The 15,920-nt window shown below is 71.2% G+C and carries 11 protein-coding genes; 5 read left to right on the top strand and 6 right to left on the bottom strand.

The window, feature by feature from the left end; genetic code table 11:
- Positions 1–5 precede the first annotated feature (5 nt).
- Genes sdhD through ACFC1T_RS01970 form a run of 3 tightly spaced genes read left to right on the top strand, consistent with a single transcriptional unit; the run spans position 6 to position 3,061 of the window.
- Complete coding sequence (sdhD, locus tag ACFC1T_RS01980; RefSeq protein WP_375882263.1) at positions 6–497, top strand: succinate dehydrogenase, hydrophobic membrane anchor protein; 492 nt, start codon at positions 6–8, stop codon at positions 495–497.
- Between the two features lie 51 nt (positions 498–548).
- Positions 549–2,291 (top strand): succinate dehydrogenase flavoprotein subunit, encoded by a 1,743-nt coding sequence (gene sdhA / locus ACFC1T_RS01975; protein WP_375882260.1) that lies wholly within the window; start codon positions 549–551, stop codon positions 2,289–2,291.
- Positions 2,291–3,061: a succinate dehydrogenase iron-sulfur subunit gene (locus tag ACFC1T_RS01970; protein WP_375882257.1), complete on the top strand. Its 771-nt coding sequence runs from the start codon at positions 2,291–2,293 to the stop codon at positions 3,059–3,061. The genes sdhA and ACFC1T_RS01970 overlap by 1 nt, the downstream gene beginning before the upstream one ends.
- Positions 3,062–3,127: 66 nt before the next feature.
- Here the strand turns inward: ACFC1T_RS01970 and ACFC1T_RS01965 are convergent, their stop codons facing one another.
- The 4 genes from ACFC1T_RS01965 to ACFC1T_RS01950 all read right to left on the bottom strand — a co-directional run bounded on the left by ACFC1T_RS01965 (position 3,128) and on the right by ACFC1T_RS01950 (position 8,680).
- Positions 3,128–4,747 (bottom strand): hypothetical protein, encoded by a 1,620-nt coding sequence (locus tag ACFC1T_RS01965; protein WP_375882256.1) that lies wholly within the window; start codon positions 4,745–4,747, stop codon positions 3,128–3,130.
- A 166-nt stretch (positions 4,748–4,913) separates the two neighbouring features.
- Positions 4,914–6,509, bottom strand: coding sequence for a hypothetical protein (locus ACFC1T_RS01960; RefSeq protein ID WP_375882254.1), 1,596 nt, complete (start codon positions 6,507–6,509; stop codon positions 4,914–4,916).
- Positions 6,510–6,685: 176 nt separating this feature from the next.
- A complete protein-coding gene (locus ACFC1T_RS01955) occupies positions 6,686–8,320 on the bottom strand; it encodes a hypothetical protein (RefSeq protein ID WP_375882253.1) in 1,635 nt (544 codons plus the stop codon).
- A gap of 96 nt (positions 8,321–8,416) precedes the next feature.
- Positions 8,417–8,680 (bottom strand): SCO4848 family membrane protein, encoded by a 264-nt coding sequence (locus tag ACFC1T_RS01950; RefSeq protein ID WP_375882250.1) that lies wholly within the window; start codon positions 8,678–8,680, stop codon positions 8,417–8,419.
- 145 nt (positions 8,681–8,825) lie between these two features.
- Here ACFC1T_RS01950 and ACFC1T_RS01945 point away from each other — a divergent pair, with 145 nt between their 5' ends.
- Positions 8,826–10,028, top strand: coding sequence for a D-alanyl-D-alanine carboxypeptidase family protein (locus tag ACFC1T_RS01945; RefSeq protein WP_375882248.1), 1,203 nt, complete (start codon positions 8,826–8,828; stop codon positions 10,026–10,028).
- A gap of 28 nt (positions 10,029–10,056) precedes the next feature.
- Here ACFC1T_RS01945 and ACFC1T_RS01940 read toward each other — a convergent pair whose 3' ends face one another.
- Both ACFC1T_RS01940 and ACFC1T_RS01935 read right to left on the bottom strand, forming a co-directional pair.
- Entirely contained in the window at positions 10,057–11,004 is a 948-nt protein-coding gene (locus ACFC1T_RS01940) for a YihY/virulence factor BrkB family protein (protein WP_375882246.1), read from the bottom strand.
- Positions 11,005–11,070: 66 nt separating this feature from the next.
- The gene (locus ACFC1T_RS01935) at positions 11,071–12,069 is read right to left on the bottom strand and encodes a glycosyltransferase family 2 protein (protein ID WP_375882243.1); all 999 of its coding nucleotides are present in this window, start codon (positions 12,067–12,069) and stop codon (positions 11,071–11,073) included.
- A 133-nt stretch (positions 12,070–12,202) separates the two neighbouring features.
- Between ACFC1T_RS01935 and ACFC1T_RS01930 the strand changes: the two genes are divergently transcribed.
- On the top strand, positions 12,203–15,775 hold the full coding sequence (locus tag ACFC1T_RS01930) for a CDP-glycerol glycerophosphotransferase family protein (protein ID WP_375882241.1): 3,573 nt from the start codon (positions 12,203–12,205) through the stop codon (positions 15,773–15,775).
- The last annotated feature ends 145 nt before the right edge of the window (positions 15,776–15,920 follow it).

The raw sequence follows: 15,920 nt of genomic DNA, 5'->3' as shown, positions 1-15,920 counted from the left end.
GACTGATGTCCACGGACTACTCCGACGCGATCGTCGTCCCCTCCAAGCAGGCGCACACCGGCAAGGGCCTCGGCACGGGCAACCCCGCCGACGCCTTCGTCATCGAGCCGCCGCGCAAGCGGACCGGGAAGACCCCGCGCCGCACCCGCACCAACTTCGAGATGCTGGCCTGGCTCTTCATGCGCCTGTCCGGTGTCGTCCTGGTCGTGCTGATCCTCGGCCACCTGCTGATCATGCTGGTCCTGGACGGTGGCGTCTCCAAGATCGGGTTCGCCTTCGTCGCCGGTCGCTGGGCCTCGCCGTTCTGGCAGGGCTGGGACCTCCTGATGCTCTGGCTCGCCATGCTGCACGGCGCCAACGGCATGCGTCAGGTCATCAACGACTACGCCGAGAAGGACTCGACCCGGCTCTGGCTCAAGGGGCTCATGGGTACCGCCACGGTCTTCACCGTGCTGCTGGGCACCCTGGTGATCTTCACCTTCGACCCCAACATCTGAGCCGCGAGCACCATCGACCATCGGCAGAGGCCAGAGGCGAGTTAACCCCCCATGCAGATTCACCAGTACGACACCGTCATCGTCGGCGCCGGCGGCGCCGGCATGCGCGCGGCCATCGAGTCGACGCAGCGCAGCCGCACCGCCGTCCTGACCAAGCTCTACCCGACCCGGTCCCACACCGGCGCGGCCCAGGGCGGCATGTGCGCCGCCCTGGCCAACGTCGAGGAGGACAACTGGGAGTGGCACACCTTCGACACGGTCAAGGGCGGTGACTACCTGGTCGACCAGGACGCCGCCGAGATCATGTGCAAGGAGGCCATCGACGCCGTCCTCGACCTGGAGAAGATGGGTCTGCCCTTCTCCCGCACCGAGCAGGGCCGGATCGACCAGCGCCGCTTCGGCGGTCACTCCCGCAACCACGGCGAGGCCCCGGTCCGCCGCTCGTGCTACGCGGCCGACCGCACCGGCCACATGATCCTCCAGACGCTGTTCCAGAACTGCGTCAAGCACGGCGTCGAGTTCTTCAACGAGTTCTACGTCCTCGACCTGCTGATCAACGAGGGCAAGACGGCCGGCGTCGTCGCCTACGAGCTGGCCACCGGCGAGATCCACGTCTTCCAGGCCAAGTCGGTCGTGTTCGCCTCCGGCGGCACCGGCAAGTTCTTCAAGGTCTCCTCCAACGCCCACACCCTCACCGGTGACGGCCAGGCCGTGGCCTACCGCCGCGGCCTGCCGCTGGAGGACATGGAGTTCTTCCAGTTCCACCCGACGGGCATCTGGCGCATGGGCATCCTGCTCACCGAGGGCGCCCGCGGCGAGGGCGGCATCCTGCGCAACAAGGACGGCGAGCGCTTCATGGAGCGCTACGCCCCCGTCATGAAGGACCTCGCGTCCCGTGACGTCTGCTCCCGCGCGATCTACACCGAGATCCGCGAAGGCCGCGGCTGCGGTCCGGACGGCGACCACGTCTACCTGGACCTGACCCACCTGCCGCCGGAGCAGCTGGACGCCAAGCTCCCGGACATCACCGAGTTCGCGCGCACCTACCTCGGCATCGAGCCCTACACGGACCCGATCCCGATCCAGCCCACCGCGCACTACGCCATGGGCGGCATCCCGACCAACGTCGAGGGTGAGGTCCTGCGCAACAACACCGACGTCGTCCCGGGCCTGTACGCGGCCGGCGAGGTCGCCTGCGTGTCCGTGCACGGCGCCAACCGCCTCGGCACCAACTCGCTGCTGGACATCAACGTGTTCGGCCGTCGCGCGGGCATCGCCGCCGCCGACTACGCCAACGCGAACGAGTTCGTCCCGCTCCCGGAGGACCCGGAGACGCTGGTCCAGGGCATGGTCGACAGGCTCCGCGAGTCGACCGGCACCGAGTCCGTGGCGCAGATCCGCAAGGAGCTGCAGGAGACCATGGACGCCAACGCGATGGTCTACCGCACCGGCGCCACCCTCAAGCAGGCCGTCGAGGACATCGCCGCCCTGCGGGAGCGCTACAAGCACGTCTCCATCCAGGACAAGGGCTTCCGGTACAACACGGACCTCCTGGAGGCCATCGAGCTGGGCAACCTGCTCGACCTGGCCGAGGTGCTGGCCGTCTCCGCGCTGGCCCGTGAGGAGTCCCGCGGCGGTCACTACCGCGAGGACTTCCCGACCCGTGACGACGTGAAGTTCATGCAGCACACCATGGCGTACCAGGAGGTCGCCGCCGACGGCAGCACCTCCATCCGCCTCGACTACAAGCCGGTCGTCACGACCCGCTACCAGCCGATGGAGCGTAAGTACTGATGAGCACTCCGACTGTGGAGCACTCGGCCGCTCTGGACGCGGTCGAGGCCGGTGGCGTACAGCTGATCACCGTCACCTTCCGGATCCGCCGGTTCAACCCGGAGGAGCACCCGGACCCGGTGTGGGTCGACTACCAGCTGACCCTGGACCCGAAGGAGCGCGTCCTGGACGCGCTCAACAAGATCAAGTGGGAGCAGGACGGCACCCTCACCTACCGCCGTTCCTGCGCGCACGGCATCTGCGGCTCCGACGCCATGCGGATCAACGGCCGCAACCGGCTGGCGTGCAAGACCCTGATCAAGGACGTCGACCCGGAGAAGCCGATCACGATCGAGGCCATCAAGGGCCTGACGGTCCTTAAGGACCTGGTCGTGGACATGGACCCGTTCTTCCAGGCGTACAAGGACGTCATGCCGTTCCTCATCACCAAGGGGAACGACCCGACCCGCGAGCGCCTGCAGTCCGCCGAGGACCGCGAGCGCTTCGACGACACCACCAAGTGCATCCTGTGCGCCGCGTGCACGTCGTCCTGCCCGGTGTTCTGGAACGACGGCCAGTACTTCGGCCCGGCCGCCATCGTCAACGCGCACCGCTTCATCTTCGACTCGCGCGACGAGGGTGCCGAGCAGCGCCTGGAGATCCTCAACGACCGTGAGGGCGTGTGGCGTTGCCGCACCACCTTCAACTGCTCCGAGGCCTGCCCGCGCGGCATCGAGGTCACCAAGGCGATCCAGGAAGTGAAGCGGGCGCTGGTCACCCGCCGCTTCTGATCCCCGCCCGACGCCCACGGAGGCCCCCGTCCGATCCTTCCGATCGGACGGGGGCCTCCGTGTTCCTCACTTCAGCGCACCGGCACCGGAGGGGTCGCTCCAGCCGCTGTAGTACACCAGGTGCCGGTCGGCCGTGACGGCCCACAGGTCCGGCTTGCCGTCGCCGTCCACGTCGCCCGAGCTGCCGAGCGTCGGGTACTTGTCGACGGTGAAGCCGCTCGCGACGACGCCCGCCTTCGGGTCGGCGAGGGCGGAGAAGTCGAAGGTGCCGTCGGCCTTCTTCGCGATCGGGTAGGCGTGCAGCTCCCCGGTGGCCCGGTCACGCGCCCAGAGGGCGAGGTTGCCGGCCGCGTCCGGCCCCGGGGCGACCAGGTCGTAGCCCGCCCAGGCGCCGTCGGTGGTGAGCTGGCGGGCGGTCCGCAGCCGGTAGGAGAAGCCGGGGTTGGCGAACAGCCAGAGGTTGCCGTCCTCCACGGTCATCAGGGAGGAGACCATCCGGCTGTCCAGGGAGCCGATCAGGGCGATCTGGTCGGCCTTGTGCCAGTCGGTGGCGAAGCCGGCCGGGCAGGCGGCGGCCGTTCCGGCGGCGTTCTGGCAGGCGGACGGCCGGGAGATCGCCGACGGGTACCCGGTGAACGAGGCGTAGTCCTGGTTGTTGTAGAAGTACAGCGCCGGCGAGCCGCTCGGGTGCATCAGCAGGTCGTCCATCGGCGCGTGCATGTTGGCGTCCCAACCTCGGTGCGCCACCTGGACGTTGGACCACGAGGTCTGGTTCGGGGACTGGACGGCCCGGATCACCGCGGACGGCGTGGTGTCACCCGAGCCGCTGCTGATGATCTGCAGGTTGCCCGCGGCGTCCGGCAGCAGGACGTCCGGGACGCCGTCCCCGTCGACGTCGCCGGGCGCCTTGGGCGGGTTGGGGTTCGACGGGGCGTAGAAGGTGTAGCCCGCCCCGCCGACGTTGCCCGCGTCGTCGATCACCTGGACGTTGAGGGTGTTGGTGCCCCAGTTCAGGACCCGCAGGCTGACGGTCGCCGTGCCGTCGTCCTCCGGGACGACGGCGTCGGGCGAGTCGCAGCCACCGACGCCGAGGTTGCCCCAGCCGTAGCGGATGCAGGCGATCCCGGAGGACTCGCCGCCGGCCGGTACCGGGTCGGTGGCCTTGACCACGAAGGTGCCGAACTGGCCCGCGAACTTGGGGGCGGTGCCGCTCGCCGGGAAGTCGGCCGAGGAGACCGTGGCGGTCGGGCTGGTGGTGTCCACCGTGAAGTGGCAGTCCGCCGACGGGGCGGAGGCCTGGGCGCCCTGGAGGGCCCAGGCGTGCCAGGCGTAGCTGTGGCCGTCCAGCAGACCGGGGACGGTGAGGCCCGCCTGCGGGGCCCCGTTGGTCTGGGCCTCGCCGGTGAACACCGGGTCCTCGGCGCCGGTGGTCACGTCCCAGACCCCGAACCGGGCGCCGGTGCCGGCGACCTTGACGTTGAGCGCCGGCCCGTTGACGCTCCGGCCGATCCAGGCCGGGTCGCCCGCCGGGCCGCAGGCCCCGAGGTGCTGGGCGTCGACGCCCTGGCTGGTCCCCAGGACGGCCGGCCCGGCATCGGCCACCGCCACCGTCGGCGTGGCCAGCAGCCCGGCGGCCACGGTCGCCGCGGCGACCCCGCCGAATCTGCGCAGGTGCACGTGCTTCATCGAAATTCCCCCCACCCATCGTGCTCGGCGCGTCCGGTACGCGCGTACGAGCGGAGAGGATCTTGCCAGCGGAGAACCACCGGCGGCAACGGGGATTCCGACCGGTGGCCCGCGCACGGCACGGAGGCCCCGCCCGAGTTGATCGGGCAGGGCCTCCGTCGGCGGATCAGTTCAGCGGGCCGAGGTCGTTGGCATCGGTCCAGCCGCTGTACATCACCAGGTGCCGGTCGGCCGTGACGGCCCACAGGTCCGGCTTGCCGTCACCGTCGGCGTCGCCCGAGCTGCCGAGGGTCGGGTACTTGTCGACGGTGAAGCCGGTGGCGACGACGTCAGCCTTCGGATCGGCGAGGGCGGAGAAGTCGAAGGTGCCGTCGGCCTTCTTCGGGACCGGGTAGGCGTGCAGCTCGCCAGTGGCCCGGTCACGCGCCCAGAGGGCGAGGTTGCCGGCCGCGTCCGGGCCGGGGGCGACCAGGTCGTAGCCGCTCCAGGCACCGGAGGTGGTGAGCTTGGTGATCTTGTCGAAACCGGAGGTGGCCCCGGCGAGCAGCCAGAGGTTCCCGCTCTCCAGCGTCAGGAGTGACGGCGAGGTGCCGCCGGCCACCGGGCCGAAGGCGACGATCTGGTCGGTCTTGGACCAGTCGGCGGCGAAGCCGGCCGGGCAGGGCTGCGGCTCGAACGGGTCGCCGCACACGCGGTCGCCCGAACGGTCGAAACCCTTGGTCATGCCTCCGTAGTCCCAGTTCCGGTAGACGGTCAGGGAGGCGTCGCCCGGCTTGTGGATGAACAGGTCGTCCGAGGACGGCGCGTGGTAGTCCCACCCCCGGTGGGCGACCTGGTAGGGCGCCCAACTCTGCCCGGAGGGAGCGCGGTTGGCCGCGATGACGGCGTTCGGCGTCGTGTCGGTCGCGTTGACGCCGATGTACTGCAGGTTGCCCTGGGCGTCGGGGAGCAGGATGTCCGCGACACCGTCCCCGTCCACGTCGCCGAGGGTCTTCGGCGCGCTGGGGTTCGACGGGGCGTAGAAGGTGTAGGTCGTCCGGCCGACGTTGCCCGCGTTGTCGATCACGTTGACGACGAGGTTGTTGCTGCCCCACTGCAGGACCTTGAGGTCGATCTTCGCCGTACCGTCGGCATCCGGCTCGACGGCCTCCGGCGAGTTGCAGTCGGTCCCGGCGTACATCCAGGCGTACCGGAAGCACGCGATTCCGGAGGCCTCACCGCCCGCGGGGACCGCATCGGCGCCCTTGAGGACGAAAGTCCCCTTCTGCCCCGCGTACTTCGTGGCGGTGCCGCTCGCCGGGAAGTCGGTCGAGGCGACCGTGACGGTCGGGGCGGTCGCGTCCACGGTGAAGCGGCAGTCCGCCGAGGGGGCGGAGGCCTGGGCGCCTTGGAGGGCCCAGGCGTGCCAGGCGTAGCTGTGCCCGTCCAGCAGGCCGGGCACGCTGAGACCGGCCTGCGGGGTTCCGTAGGTCTGGGCCTCACCGGTGAACACCGGGTCCTCCGCACCCGTGGTCACGTCCCAGACGCTGAACCGGGCACCGGTACCGGTGACCTTGGCGACGAGGTCGGTGCCGGTCCCGCTCCGACCAATCCAGGCCGGATCCGTGGTCGGACCGCAGGCCGCGGTGATCCGGTCCGCGCCCTGGGCGGTACCGACGACAGCCGGCGCGGAGTCGGCCGAGGCCGCCGGCCCGGTGAGCAGGCCGGCGGCGAGAGCCGCCACGACGACCCCGCCGAGTCTGCGGGCACGCGAAAATGTCATGAAGGTTCCCCACCCCTTGTGTTCGGCGCGTCCGGTGCGCGCGCGAGAACGGTGAGGATCCTGCCAGCGGGCACTGACAGCGGCAACGGGGATTCCAGGTGGCGGCCCGGCTGTTCGCGTGCGCAACGCGCGGGCCCCGCCCGATCACCCGGGCGGGGCCGCTCGTACGTCCGGGCTCAGCGCAGCGTGCCGAGGTCCTTCGGCGAGGTCCATCCGCTGAAGGTCACCAGGTGCCGGTCGGCGGTGACGGCCCACAGGTCGGGCTTGCCGTCGCCGTCGGCGTCGCCCGAGCTGCCGAGGGTCGGGTAGGCGGTGGTGGTGAAACCGGTGGCGACGACACCCGTCGCGGGGTCGGCGAGGGCGGAGAAGTTCAGCAGTCCATTGGCCTGCTTGGGCACCGGGTAGGCGTGCAACGCACCGGTCGCCCGCTCCCGCGCCCACACGGTGAGGTTGCCCGAGGCATCCGCGCCCGGGGCGATCAGGTCGTAGCCGCTCCAGTCACCGGTGGTGGCGACGGGCTCGACGTAGCCCCAGTCCCGGCTCGTGTCGATGTAGGCGTAGAGCTTTCCGCTCTCGACCGAGAGGAGCGTCGGCAGGGAGGGCGACGTGCCGCCGAACCGGCTGCCGACCGCGACGAGTTGGTCGGCACCCGACCAGTCGGTGGCGTAGCCCTCGGGGCAGGTGGCGGTCTCCCCTTCGGCGGTGATGCAGGTGGCCGGCTTCCACACCGTCGTGGGGGCGCGGTCGCTGAAATCGCCCTTGCTCCAGTTGGTGTAGACGTACAGGGACTGGGTGTCGCCCTTGGGTCGGACGATCAGGTCGTCGCCGGGACCATGGACGTCGGTCCAGCCGCGGTGCAGCACCAGATCGCCCGTCCAGCCGTTGTGCAGCGGCGAGAGCGCGGCCGGGACGGTCGAGGCCGGGGTGGTGCCGGTGGCGTCGGCGCTGATGATCTGCAGGTTGCCCTGGGCGTCCGGGAGCAGGACGTCCGGCACACCGTCGCCGTTCACGTCGCCCGGGACGGACGGCTTGGGGCGCGGGTCCGACGGGGCGTAGAAGCTGTACGTGAACGGCTGGCCGACGTTTCCGGCGTTGTCCATGGCCTGGACGGTCAGCACGTTGGCGCCCCAGTCCTTGGGCTTCAGGGTGAGCTGGCCGGCACCGTCGGCACCGGCCTTCACGGTGTGCCCGGAGGCGCAGTCCCAGCCGACACTGAGCGAGCTGTTCAGCGAGTACTGGTAGCAGGCCACACCGGACGCGGCGTCGGTGCCCTTGAGTGTGAAGACACCGTTCTCGCCCGCGTACTTGGTCGGCGTGGCGCCGGAGCCGCTCGGCGGGAAGTCGGTCGAGGAGACGGACAGTCCGGGCGGGGTGAGGTCGACCTTGAAGTGGCAGGCCGACGCGGGCTCGCCACTGCCCGGGGAGTACTCGGGCCAGGCCTGCCAGGTGTAGCTGTGCCCGTCCACGAGGCCGCCGGTGGCGAGCTTGGCGGCACCGGAAGTGACGTCGGCGGTGCTGTCGGCGACCTTGTCGTGCGCCGGGGTCGAGTCGTCCCAGAGCTTGAAGCGCACCTTCGGGGAGGTGGCGCTGACGGTCAGGACGGGGTTGGCGACACTCAGCCAGCCGGGGGCGGTCGCGCCGTCGCAGGCGTCGGTGTGCAGGCCCGTGGCGGCGAAGCCCGGGGCGGGCAGTGCCTTCGGATCGGTGACCGCCGCGCCCGGGACGGCCACGGCGGACGGTGTGGCCAGCAATCCGGCGGCCACCGTCGCCGCCGCGACCCCGCCGAACCTGCGCAAGTGCACGTGCTTCATCAAAGAATCCCCACCCCTGATGTCGTTTGTCGCCCGCGTGTACGAACGGTGGGGATCCTGCCAGGAGGAATCGGCGGCGGCAACGGGGATTCGGGGTCAGTCCGTGGCCGTGGCCGGGGTGCGGCGGGTGGCGCGGAGGCCGCGGAGGCCGACGGTGCCGACGGCGATGCCGAGGAGGAAGGAGGTGACGGCGAGGAGCAGGTGGATCCAGAAGAAGGCGGTGGGCTGGGAGTGGTCGCCGTTCACGAAGGCCTGGTTGCCGGAGTCCTTCCACAGGTTCTTGACGAAGGTGGTCCAGATGATCATCGACCAGACGCCGAAGGCGGTCAGGAACCAGGAGGTGCGGCGGCTGAGCTTCATGGGGTGGTCCTCGGCGGGGGTGCGGTGGCGGCGGGGTGCCTCCCCAGTATGCGCGGGCCGCCGATCGGCGTAGGGCGGGCCCCTCCTGCGGAGGACCGGTCCGGTGTGGCGGACGGCGGCGCTCCGCAGTGGGTACGGTCAGCTGGTGTCCACACCCCGTCACACCTTCGCGCAGTTGTGCGCCGCGGTCACCGCGGCCCTCCCGGTCCTGCTCGCCGCGCCCGCGGCGGTCGCGGCTCCGCAGGCGCCGCCCCCGCCGTCCGCGATCGGCGGTGAGCGGCTGGGGCTGCCCGGGGTCCAGGTCAATCCGCTGACGGGGGCGCCGGCCCTGCCGACGGACCTCACCGGCCAGTCCTGGATAGTCTCCGACGCCACGTCGGGGGACGTGCTGGCGGCCTACAACCCGCATCTCAGGCTGCCCCCCGCGAGCACCTTGAAGATCCTCTTCGCGGACACCGTGCTGCCCAAGTTCGACCGCAACGCGGTGCACCGGGTCGCCGACGAGGAGATCCAGAACATCGGCGCCGGCAGCAGCCTGGTCGGCATCAAGGAGAACCTGGACTACCGGGTCGAGGACCTGTGGCGCGGGGTGTTCCTGAGTTCGGGCAACGACGCCGTGCACGTCCTGGCCCACATGAACGGCGGTATCCAGCCGACCGTCAACGAGATGCAGGCCCGGGCCGAGGCCCTGCAGGCGCGGGACACCAAGGTGATCTCCCCGGACGGCTACGACATGGACGGCCAGCTGTCCTCGGCCTACGACCTGTCGCTGTTCGCCCGTTCCGGCCTGCGCAACCCGGACTTCCGCGGGTACTGCGCGACCCGGGACGCGATGTTCCCGGGCGCCGTCGACAAGAACACCGGCCAGCGTGGCAGCTTCGGGATCGCCAACACCGACCGGCTGCTGGGCAAGTACCCCGGGCTGATCGGGGTGAAGAACGGCACCACCACCAACGCCGGTTCGACCTTCGTCGGCGCCGCCGAGCGGAACGGGCGGACCCTGCTGGTGACGGTGATGCACCCGGCCAGCTACCAGAAGGTGTACGACGAGACGGCCGAGCTGCTGGACTGGGGCTTCGCCGCGGCGGGCAAGGTGCAGCCGGTCGGCCGGCTGGTCGACGAGCAGCAGGCCGGCGGCGAGGAGCCGACCGGTCAGGCGGGTGGCGCCGCCGGTGCCCCCGCGCCGCCGCCGCACCCCTCCCCCACCGCGGGCCGGGCCGCCGCCGGACCGGCCGGGGACGACGGGCCGGGCCCGGGCACCTGGACGGCCGTGCTGGTCGGGGCCGTGGTCGCGGCGGGCGCCGTGGTGGCCCTCCGGCGCCGGGCGTCGGGCCGCGCCGGGGACTGAGCCGCGGTCCGACGCCCCGGTCCCGGCCTCAGGTCCGGGGCCGGGGCGTCGCCGTGGGCGTGGTGTCCTTCGCCTCGGCCTCGTCGGCCGCGGCCAGCAGCGCCCGGCCGTGCTCCCTGGTCCGCTCCCGGGCCGCCGCCGGGTCGGCGGTGGCCGTCCAGGCCACGCAGTACATCAGCAGCCGGCTCACGAAGTTGATCCACAGCAGCAGCGCCACCGGGGTGGCGAAGGCCCCGTACAGGCTCCGCCCGGCGACCGAGCCGAGGTAGGAGGAGAGCAGCAGTTTCAGCAGTTCGAAGCCGACCGCGCCGATCAGGGCGCCGGTCAGCAGGTCGCGGCGGCGCTGGTCGGTGATCCCGGGGAAGGGCGCCAGCAGGTAGGCGAAGAGCAGCATGTCGCACGCTATGGCGATCAGCACGCCGACCCCGGTCAGCAGGTAGCCGCTGCCCAGGCCGATCGCGTCGGCGATCCGCCCGGCGAGCGTGGTGCCGGCGGCGGAGGCGGCCACCGAGAACAGCGACACCAGGCCGAGGCCGGCCAGCACCAGGACGTCCCAGGCCTTGCGCAGCACCGGGTTGCCGTCCTCCTCGGGCAGCTGCCAGACGTCCCTGATCGAGGTGCGCATGGTGTCCACCCAGCCGAGGCCGGAGACCAGCAGCAGGGCGCCGCTGACCAGCCCGAGGGTGCCCGCGTTCGCCACCAGGGACGGCAGGTTGAGCGAGTCCGACAGGCCCGGCAGCTGGTCGGAGATGTGGTGCTGGAGGTCGTCCACCTGACTGCCGTTCAGCGTGGCGACGGCGATCGCCAGGCCGACCGTGAGCAGCGGGAACAGGGCCAGGAAGCCGAAGAAGGTGACGGCTCCGGCCAGCCGGTTGCCGCGGGCGGCGGAGAAGTACTCGTACACCCGGTAGGGGCGGCTGCGCAGTACCCGGGCCACGAGCGGGCCCAGGACCGGAAGGCGGGTCAGGAAGTCCACCCGACCGGTTATACCGGTCCGTCCCCCGAACGGCCGTCAGGCGCGGGCCGGATCCGGGGGACGGGCTTACCGGTTGACGAGCCGTCGGGCCTTCGCCAGGGCGCGGACGGCCTGGTAGGCGGCGTACCGCCCGTGGCCGAGCAGTTCGGTGCGCACGCCGTCCACGCCGGGCGGCGGGCGGTAGCCGGCCGGGCGCAGCCGGGCGCAGTGCGCGGCGGAGCGGCGGAAGTACTCGCGGCGGTCGCCGGGCGGGATCCGGCCGGGCTTGGCGACCACGGTGTTGAGGTGGTTGAGCATCTTGCCGAAGACCACCGGGCGCCACCGGTCCAGGTCGGGGCGGCGGTCCAGGAAGGCGAAGACCAGGTCGTACTGGGCGAAGACGTCGAAGTGCTTGCGGCTGGCGGTGGCCAGGATGTTGCCGCCCTCCTGGCGCTGGCGGTAGTGCACGCCGACCCGGTCGAGCAGGGTGACGGTGGCGGCGGCGAGCAGCGCCGGGTACGTCCAGGGGGTGTCCTCGTAGTAGCCGGCCGGGAACTCCAGCTGCTGCTCGGTGACGAACCCGCGGCGGTAGGCCTTGTTCCAGACGACCTGGAGCAGGTCGAGCAGGTCGGGGCGGGCGGCGAGGTCGAAGACGTCCGGGGAGTCGGCGCCGAAGACGTGGCCGGCGGCGGCGCGGGTGATCCGGCCGTCGGCGTAGGTGCGGGCGTAGTCGTAGACCAGGACGTCCGGGTCGCCGGTGGCGGCGAGGCGGTCCTCGACGGCGGCCAGCAGGCCGGGGGTGAGGGTGTCGTCGCTGTCGAGGAAGAGCACGTAGTCGCCGGTGGCGACCTCCAGGCCGGCGTTGCGGGCCCGGCCCAGGCCGACGTTCTCCGGCAGGTGCAGCACCCGGACCCGGGGATCGGCGGCCGCGGCCTCGTCCAGCATCGCGCCGCAGCCGTCCGGCGAGCGGTCGTCCACCGCGATCAGTTCGAAGTCCGGTCCGCCCTGGCCGAGGACCGATTCGAGGCACTCGGCGAGGTAGTCCTGGACCTGGTACACGGGGACGATGACACTGAAGCGGGGCACGGGGGCCAGCGTAGTGGGCCCGAGGGGGTCCGGGCCCCGGAGGTAGGATCGGGGGGCACGTACGCACCGATCCAAGTGCGGCCAGACCCCCTGCGGGCTGCCACGCTCCTCCCGAGAAAGGCCTGCGTAGCCGATGGCTCCCCGCCTCTCCATCGTCGTTCCGATCTACAACGTCGAGCGTTATCTCGTCGAATGCCTCGACTCGATCGCCGCCCAGACCTTCACGGACTTCGAGTGCGTCATGGTCGACGACGGTTCGAAGGACGGCAGTGCGGCGCTCGCCGATGCGTACGCAGCGAAGGACTCGCGGTTCCGGCTGGTCCGGCAGGTCAACAAGGGCCTCGGCGCGGCCCGCAACACCGGCATCCGGCACATCGACCCGGACTCCGAGTTCCTGTGCTTCGTGGACAGTGACGACTCGATGCCGCCGAGCGCGTACGAGCTGATGATCAACACGCTGGACGAGACCGGCTCGGACTTCTGCACCGGCAACGTGCTGCGGTTCCGCGCGGTGGGCTACTACCAGTCCGGCGGGCACTCCAAGCCGTTCAAGGAGACCCGGCTCAAGACCCACATCACCGAGCTCCCGGCGCTGGTCACCGACCGCACCGCGTGGAACAAGGTGTACCGCCGCTCCTTCTTCGACGCCGCCGACCTGCTCTACCCCGAGGGCATCCTGTACGAGGACGCGCCGGTCAGCGTGCCGCACCACTACCTCGCCAAGAGCGTGGACGTGCTCTCCGAGCCGATCTACCACTGGCGCGAGCGCGAGGTCGGCGAGATGTCGATCACCCAGATGCGCACCAACCCGAAGGGCCTGGTCGACCGGGTCGCCTCGGTCGAGCTGGTCCGCGCCTGGCTGAAGAAGCAGACCGAGCCGCGCTTCGCCGAGTACCTGCGCTCCTACGACGAGAACACCCTCGTCGAGGAGATCCCGATGTTCTTCTGGTCCGTCGTGGACGGCGACAAGGAGTACCGGGACGCCTACGTCCAGAGCGTCAGCCGGCTGCTCCGCTCGATCGGCCAGGAGCAGGTCCGCAAGCTGCGCGCGCCGCTGCGGCTCAAGTACCACCTGACCCTGCAGAACCGGGTCGACGAACTGGTCGAGCAGATCAAGTACGAGGGCGAGAGCGGCGGCGGCGTGCAGGCCCGCGGCCTGCTGCGGCCGTACGCGGACTACCCGTTCCTGCGCGGCGGGCGCAAGAGCGTCCCGTCCGGGGTGCTCAAGCTGGACAACTCGCTGGTCATGCGCAGCCGGCTGTACGGCAGCGCCTGGGTCGGCGGGAAGCTGGAGCTGACCGGGCACGCCTACCCGGAGCAGCTGGGCGCGGCGAACAAGCACGACATGGTGCGCACCCTGGTGCTGCGCGAGGCCAAGGGCCGCCGGGCGATCGCGGTGCCGATGAAGACCCAGTACAGCCCCGAGGCCACCGCGAGCTGCAACCACGACCTGTACAACTGCGACTGGTCCGGCTTCTCCGTCGCCGTCGACCCGAAGAAGCTCAAGCACCGCGGCCAGTGGAAGGACGGCCACTGGCGCGTCCTGGTGGCCGGCGCGGGCAAGGGCGGGATCTACAAGGGCCGGATCTCGGCCGGCTGGAGCGACAGCGCCGCGTCGATCCCGCAGCACTGGGTCGAGCCGGACGTGCGGATCGTGCCGTGGGTCCGGGACGGCTTCGTCTACCTCCAGGTGGAGACCGTCAAGGCCCGGGTGACCGGCCTGGCCGCGCACGGCGGCCGGATCGAGGTCTCCGGTGCCGCCCGTTCCGGGGCGAGCTTCGCCGGGGCCCGGCTGCGGCTCACCCACCTCGAGTCGGACCGCGAGCTGACCTTCCCGGTGGAGCTGGGCACTCCGGCCGGCACCCTGCAGCCGTTCACCTCCTCGGTCGAGGTCGCCGAGCTGACCGCCGTCCGCGAGGCCTGGGCCGAGCTGGACCCGGTGGCCGCCGAGCGTGTCCGCGACCGCTGGAAGACCGCGCTGCTGCTGGCCGACGACAGCGTCCTCCCGCTGGTCTGGGACGACCGCAACGCGCCCGAGCAGCTGCACGTCCCGCTGGACCCGCAGGCGCCGGTCGAGCTGCGCCGGGCGATCTACACCAAGCCCTCCCCGAGCGGCCACCTCCAGCTCTCCGACCAGCTGCTGCAGCCGATCGTGGACGAGGTGTCGGCGCGCGGCGCCGACGGCTTCCTGCTGAGCGGCTCCTTCCCGCAGTCCGGCGCGCACCGCTGGGAGCTGGTGGTCCGCCACCACTGGCGCGAGGAGGAGCACGTCTACCCGGTGGAGATCTCGGACGGCCGGTTCCGCACTGCGCTGCCCGCTGTCCCGACCGCGACCTTCGCCGGCCGGGTGCCGCTCGCCCAGGGCACCTGGAACGTCTTCTTCCGTCCGGTCGGCGTGCCGGCCTCGGCCCTGCCGGACAGCCACGTGCAGATCTCGCCGGACTGCTTCGGCGCCCTGCCGGTGGAGGTGGAGTCCCGCGGCAAGCGGATCGCGCTGGAGCGCCGCTACCACGACGGCCTGTCGCTGGAGTCGTACTCGGCGCTGCTGCCCGAGGAGCGGTCCGGTTTCCGCCAGCGCCGGCTGCGCACCACCGACTACCCGGCCGCCCGCCGCCTGCCGGTGCGCGACACGGTGCTCTACAACGCCGGGCACGGCAGCGCCTACGCCGACTCCCCGCGGGCGATCCACGAGGAGCTGGTCCGCCGCGGCCTGCCGCTGGAGCACCTGTGGGGCAGCGACGACATGCAGACCGAGCTGCCGCGCACCGCGCAGCCGATCCGGCTGTGGAGCCCGGAGTGGTTCGAGGCGCTGGCGACCGCCAAGTACATCGTCACCAGCACCCACCTGCCCGACTTCTTCGTCCGCCGCCCCGGCCAGGTGGTCCTGCAGACCCGGATGGGCAGCCCGCTCAAGCAGGTCGGCCTCGACTTCGAGAAGGTCTGGTTCACCGACTCGAACTACCTCAAGGGCCTGAGCCGCGAGGTGCCGAACTGGAGCCTGCTGGTGGCCGGCAACAGCTGGTCCGCCCCGGTGCTGCGGCGCGCCTTCGACTACCAGGGCGAGATCCTGGAGAGCGGGGCGCCCCGGAACGACCTGCTGTTCGCGGCCGACCGGGAGAAGACCGCCGAGCAGGTCCGCGAGCGGCTCGGCCTGCCCGAGGGCAAGAAGGTCGTGCTGTACGCGCCGACCTGGCGCGAGGACCGGCGCCGGCCGAACGGCGGCTACCAGATCGACCTGCGGATCGACCTGGAGGCGGCCAAGGCCGCGCTGGGCGACGACCAGGTGCTGCTGGTGCGCCGGCACAACATGATGTGCGGCCAGATCCCGGGCGCCGGCAACGGCTACATCTGGGACGTCGGCAGCTACCCCGACATGGCGGAGCTGCTGCTGATCGCCGACGTGCTGGTCACCGACTACTCGTCGAGCGTCTTCGACTTCGCCACCACCGGGAAGCCGGTGCTGTTCTTCACCCACGACCTGGAGCACTACCGCGACAACCTGCGCGGTTTCAGCCTGAACTTCGAGGCCGAGGCCCCGGGCCCGCTGCTGGCCACCTCCGAGGCGCTGGTCGACGCGCTCGGACGGGTGGACGCGGTGGCGGCCGAGTACGCGGACAAGGCGGCCGCGTTCCGTGAGGCGTACTGCGACCTGGACGACGGCAAGGCCTCCGTCCGGGTGGTCGACGCGATGCTCCGCAAGGAGTAGTCACCGGTCATGACAGCGGGGCGCCCGGCGTGATCCACGCCGGGCGCCCCCCGGCGGTAGGGGGATTAACAGAATAAAAACAGGACGTTTAGTCCAATTTTCAAAAGAAAGAAAGTTTAGTTCTAGAAATTAATAGGTAATTATA

The sequence above is a fragment of the Kitasatospora sp. NPDC056076 genome (assembly GCF_042266305.1).
Lineage (GTDB): Bacteria > Actinomycetota > Actinomycetes > Streptomycetales > Streptomycetaceae > Kitasatospora.
The sequence above is the reverse complement of the archived record's forward strand: the minus strand, read 5'-3'. Positions and strand labels throughout refer to the sequence as shown.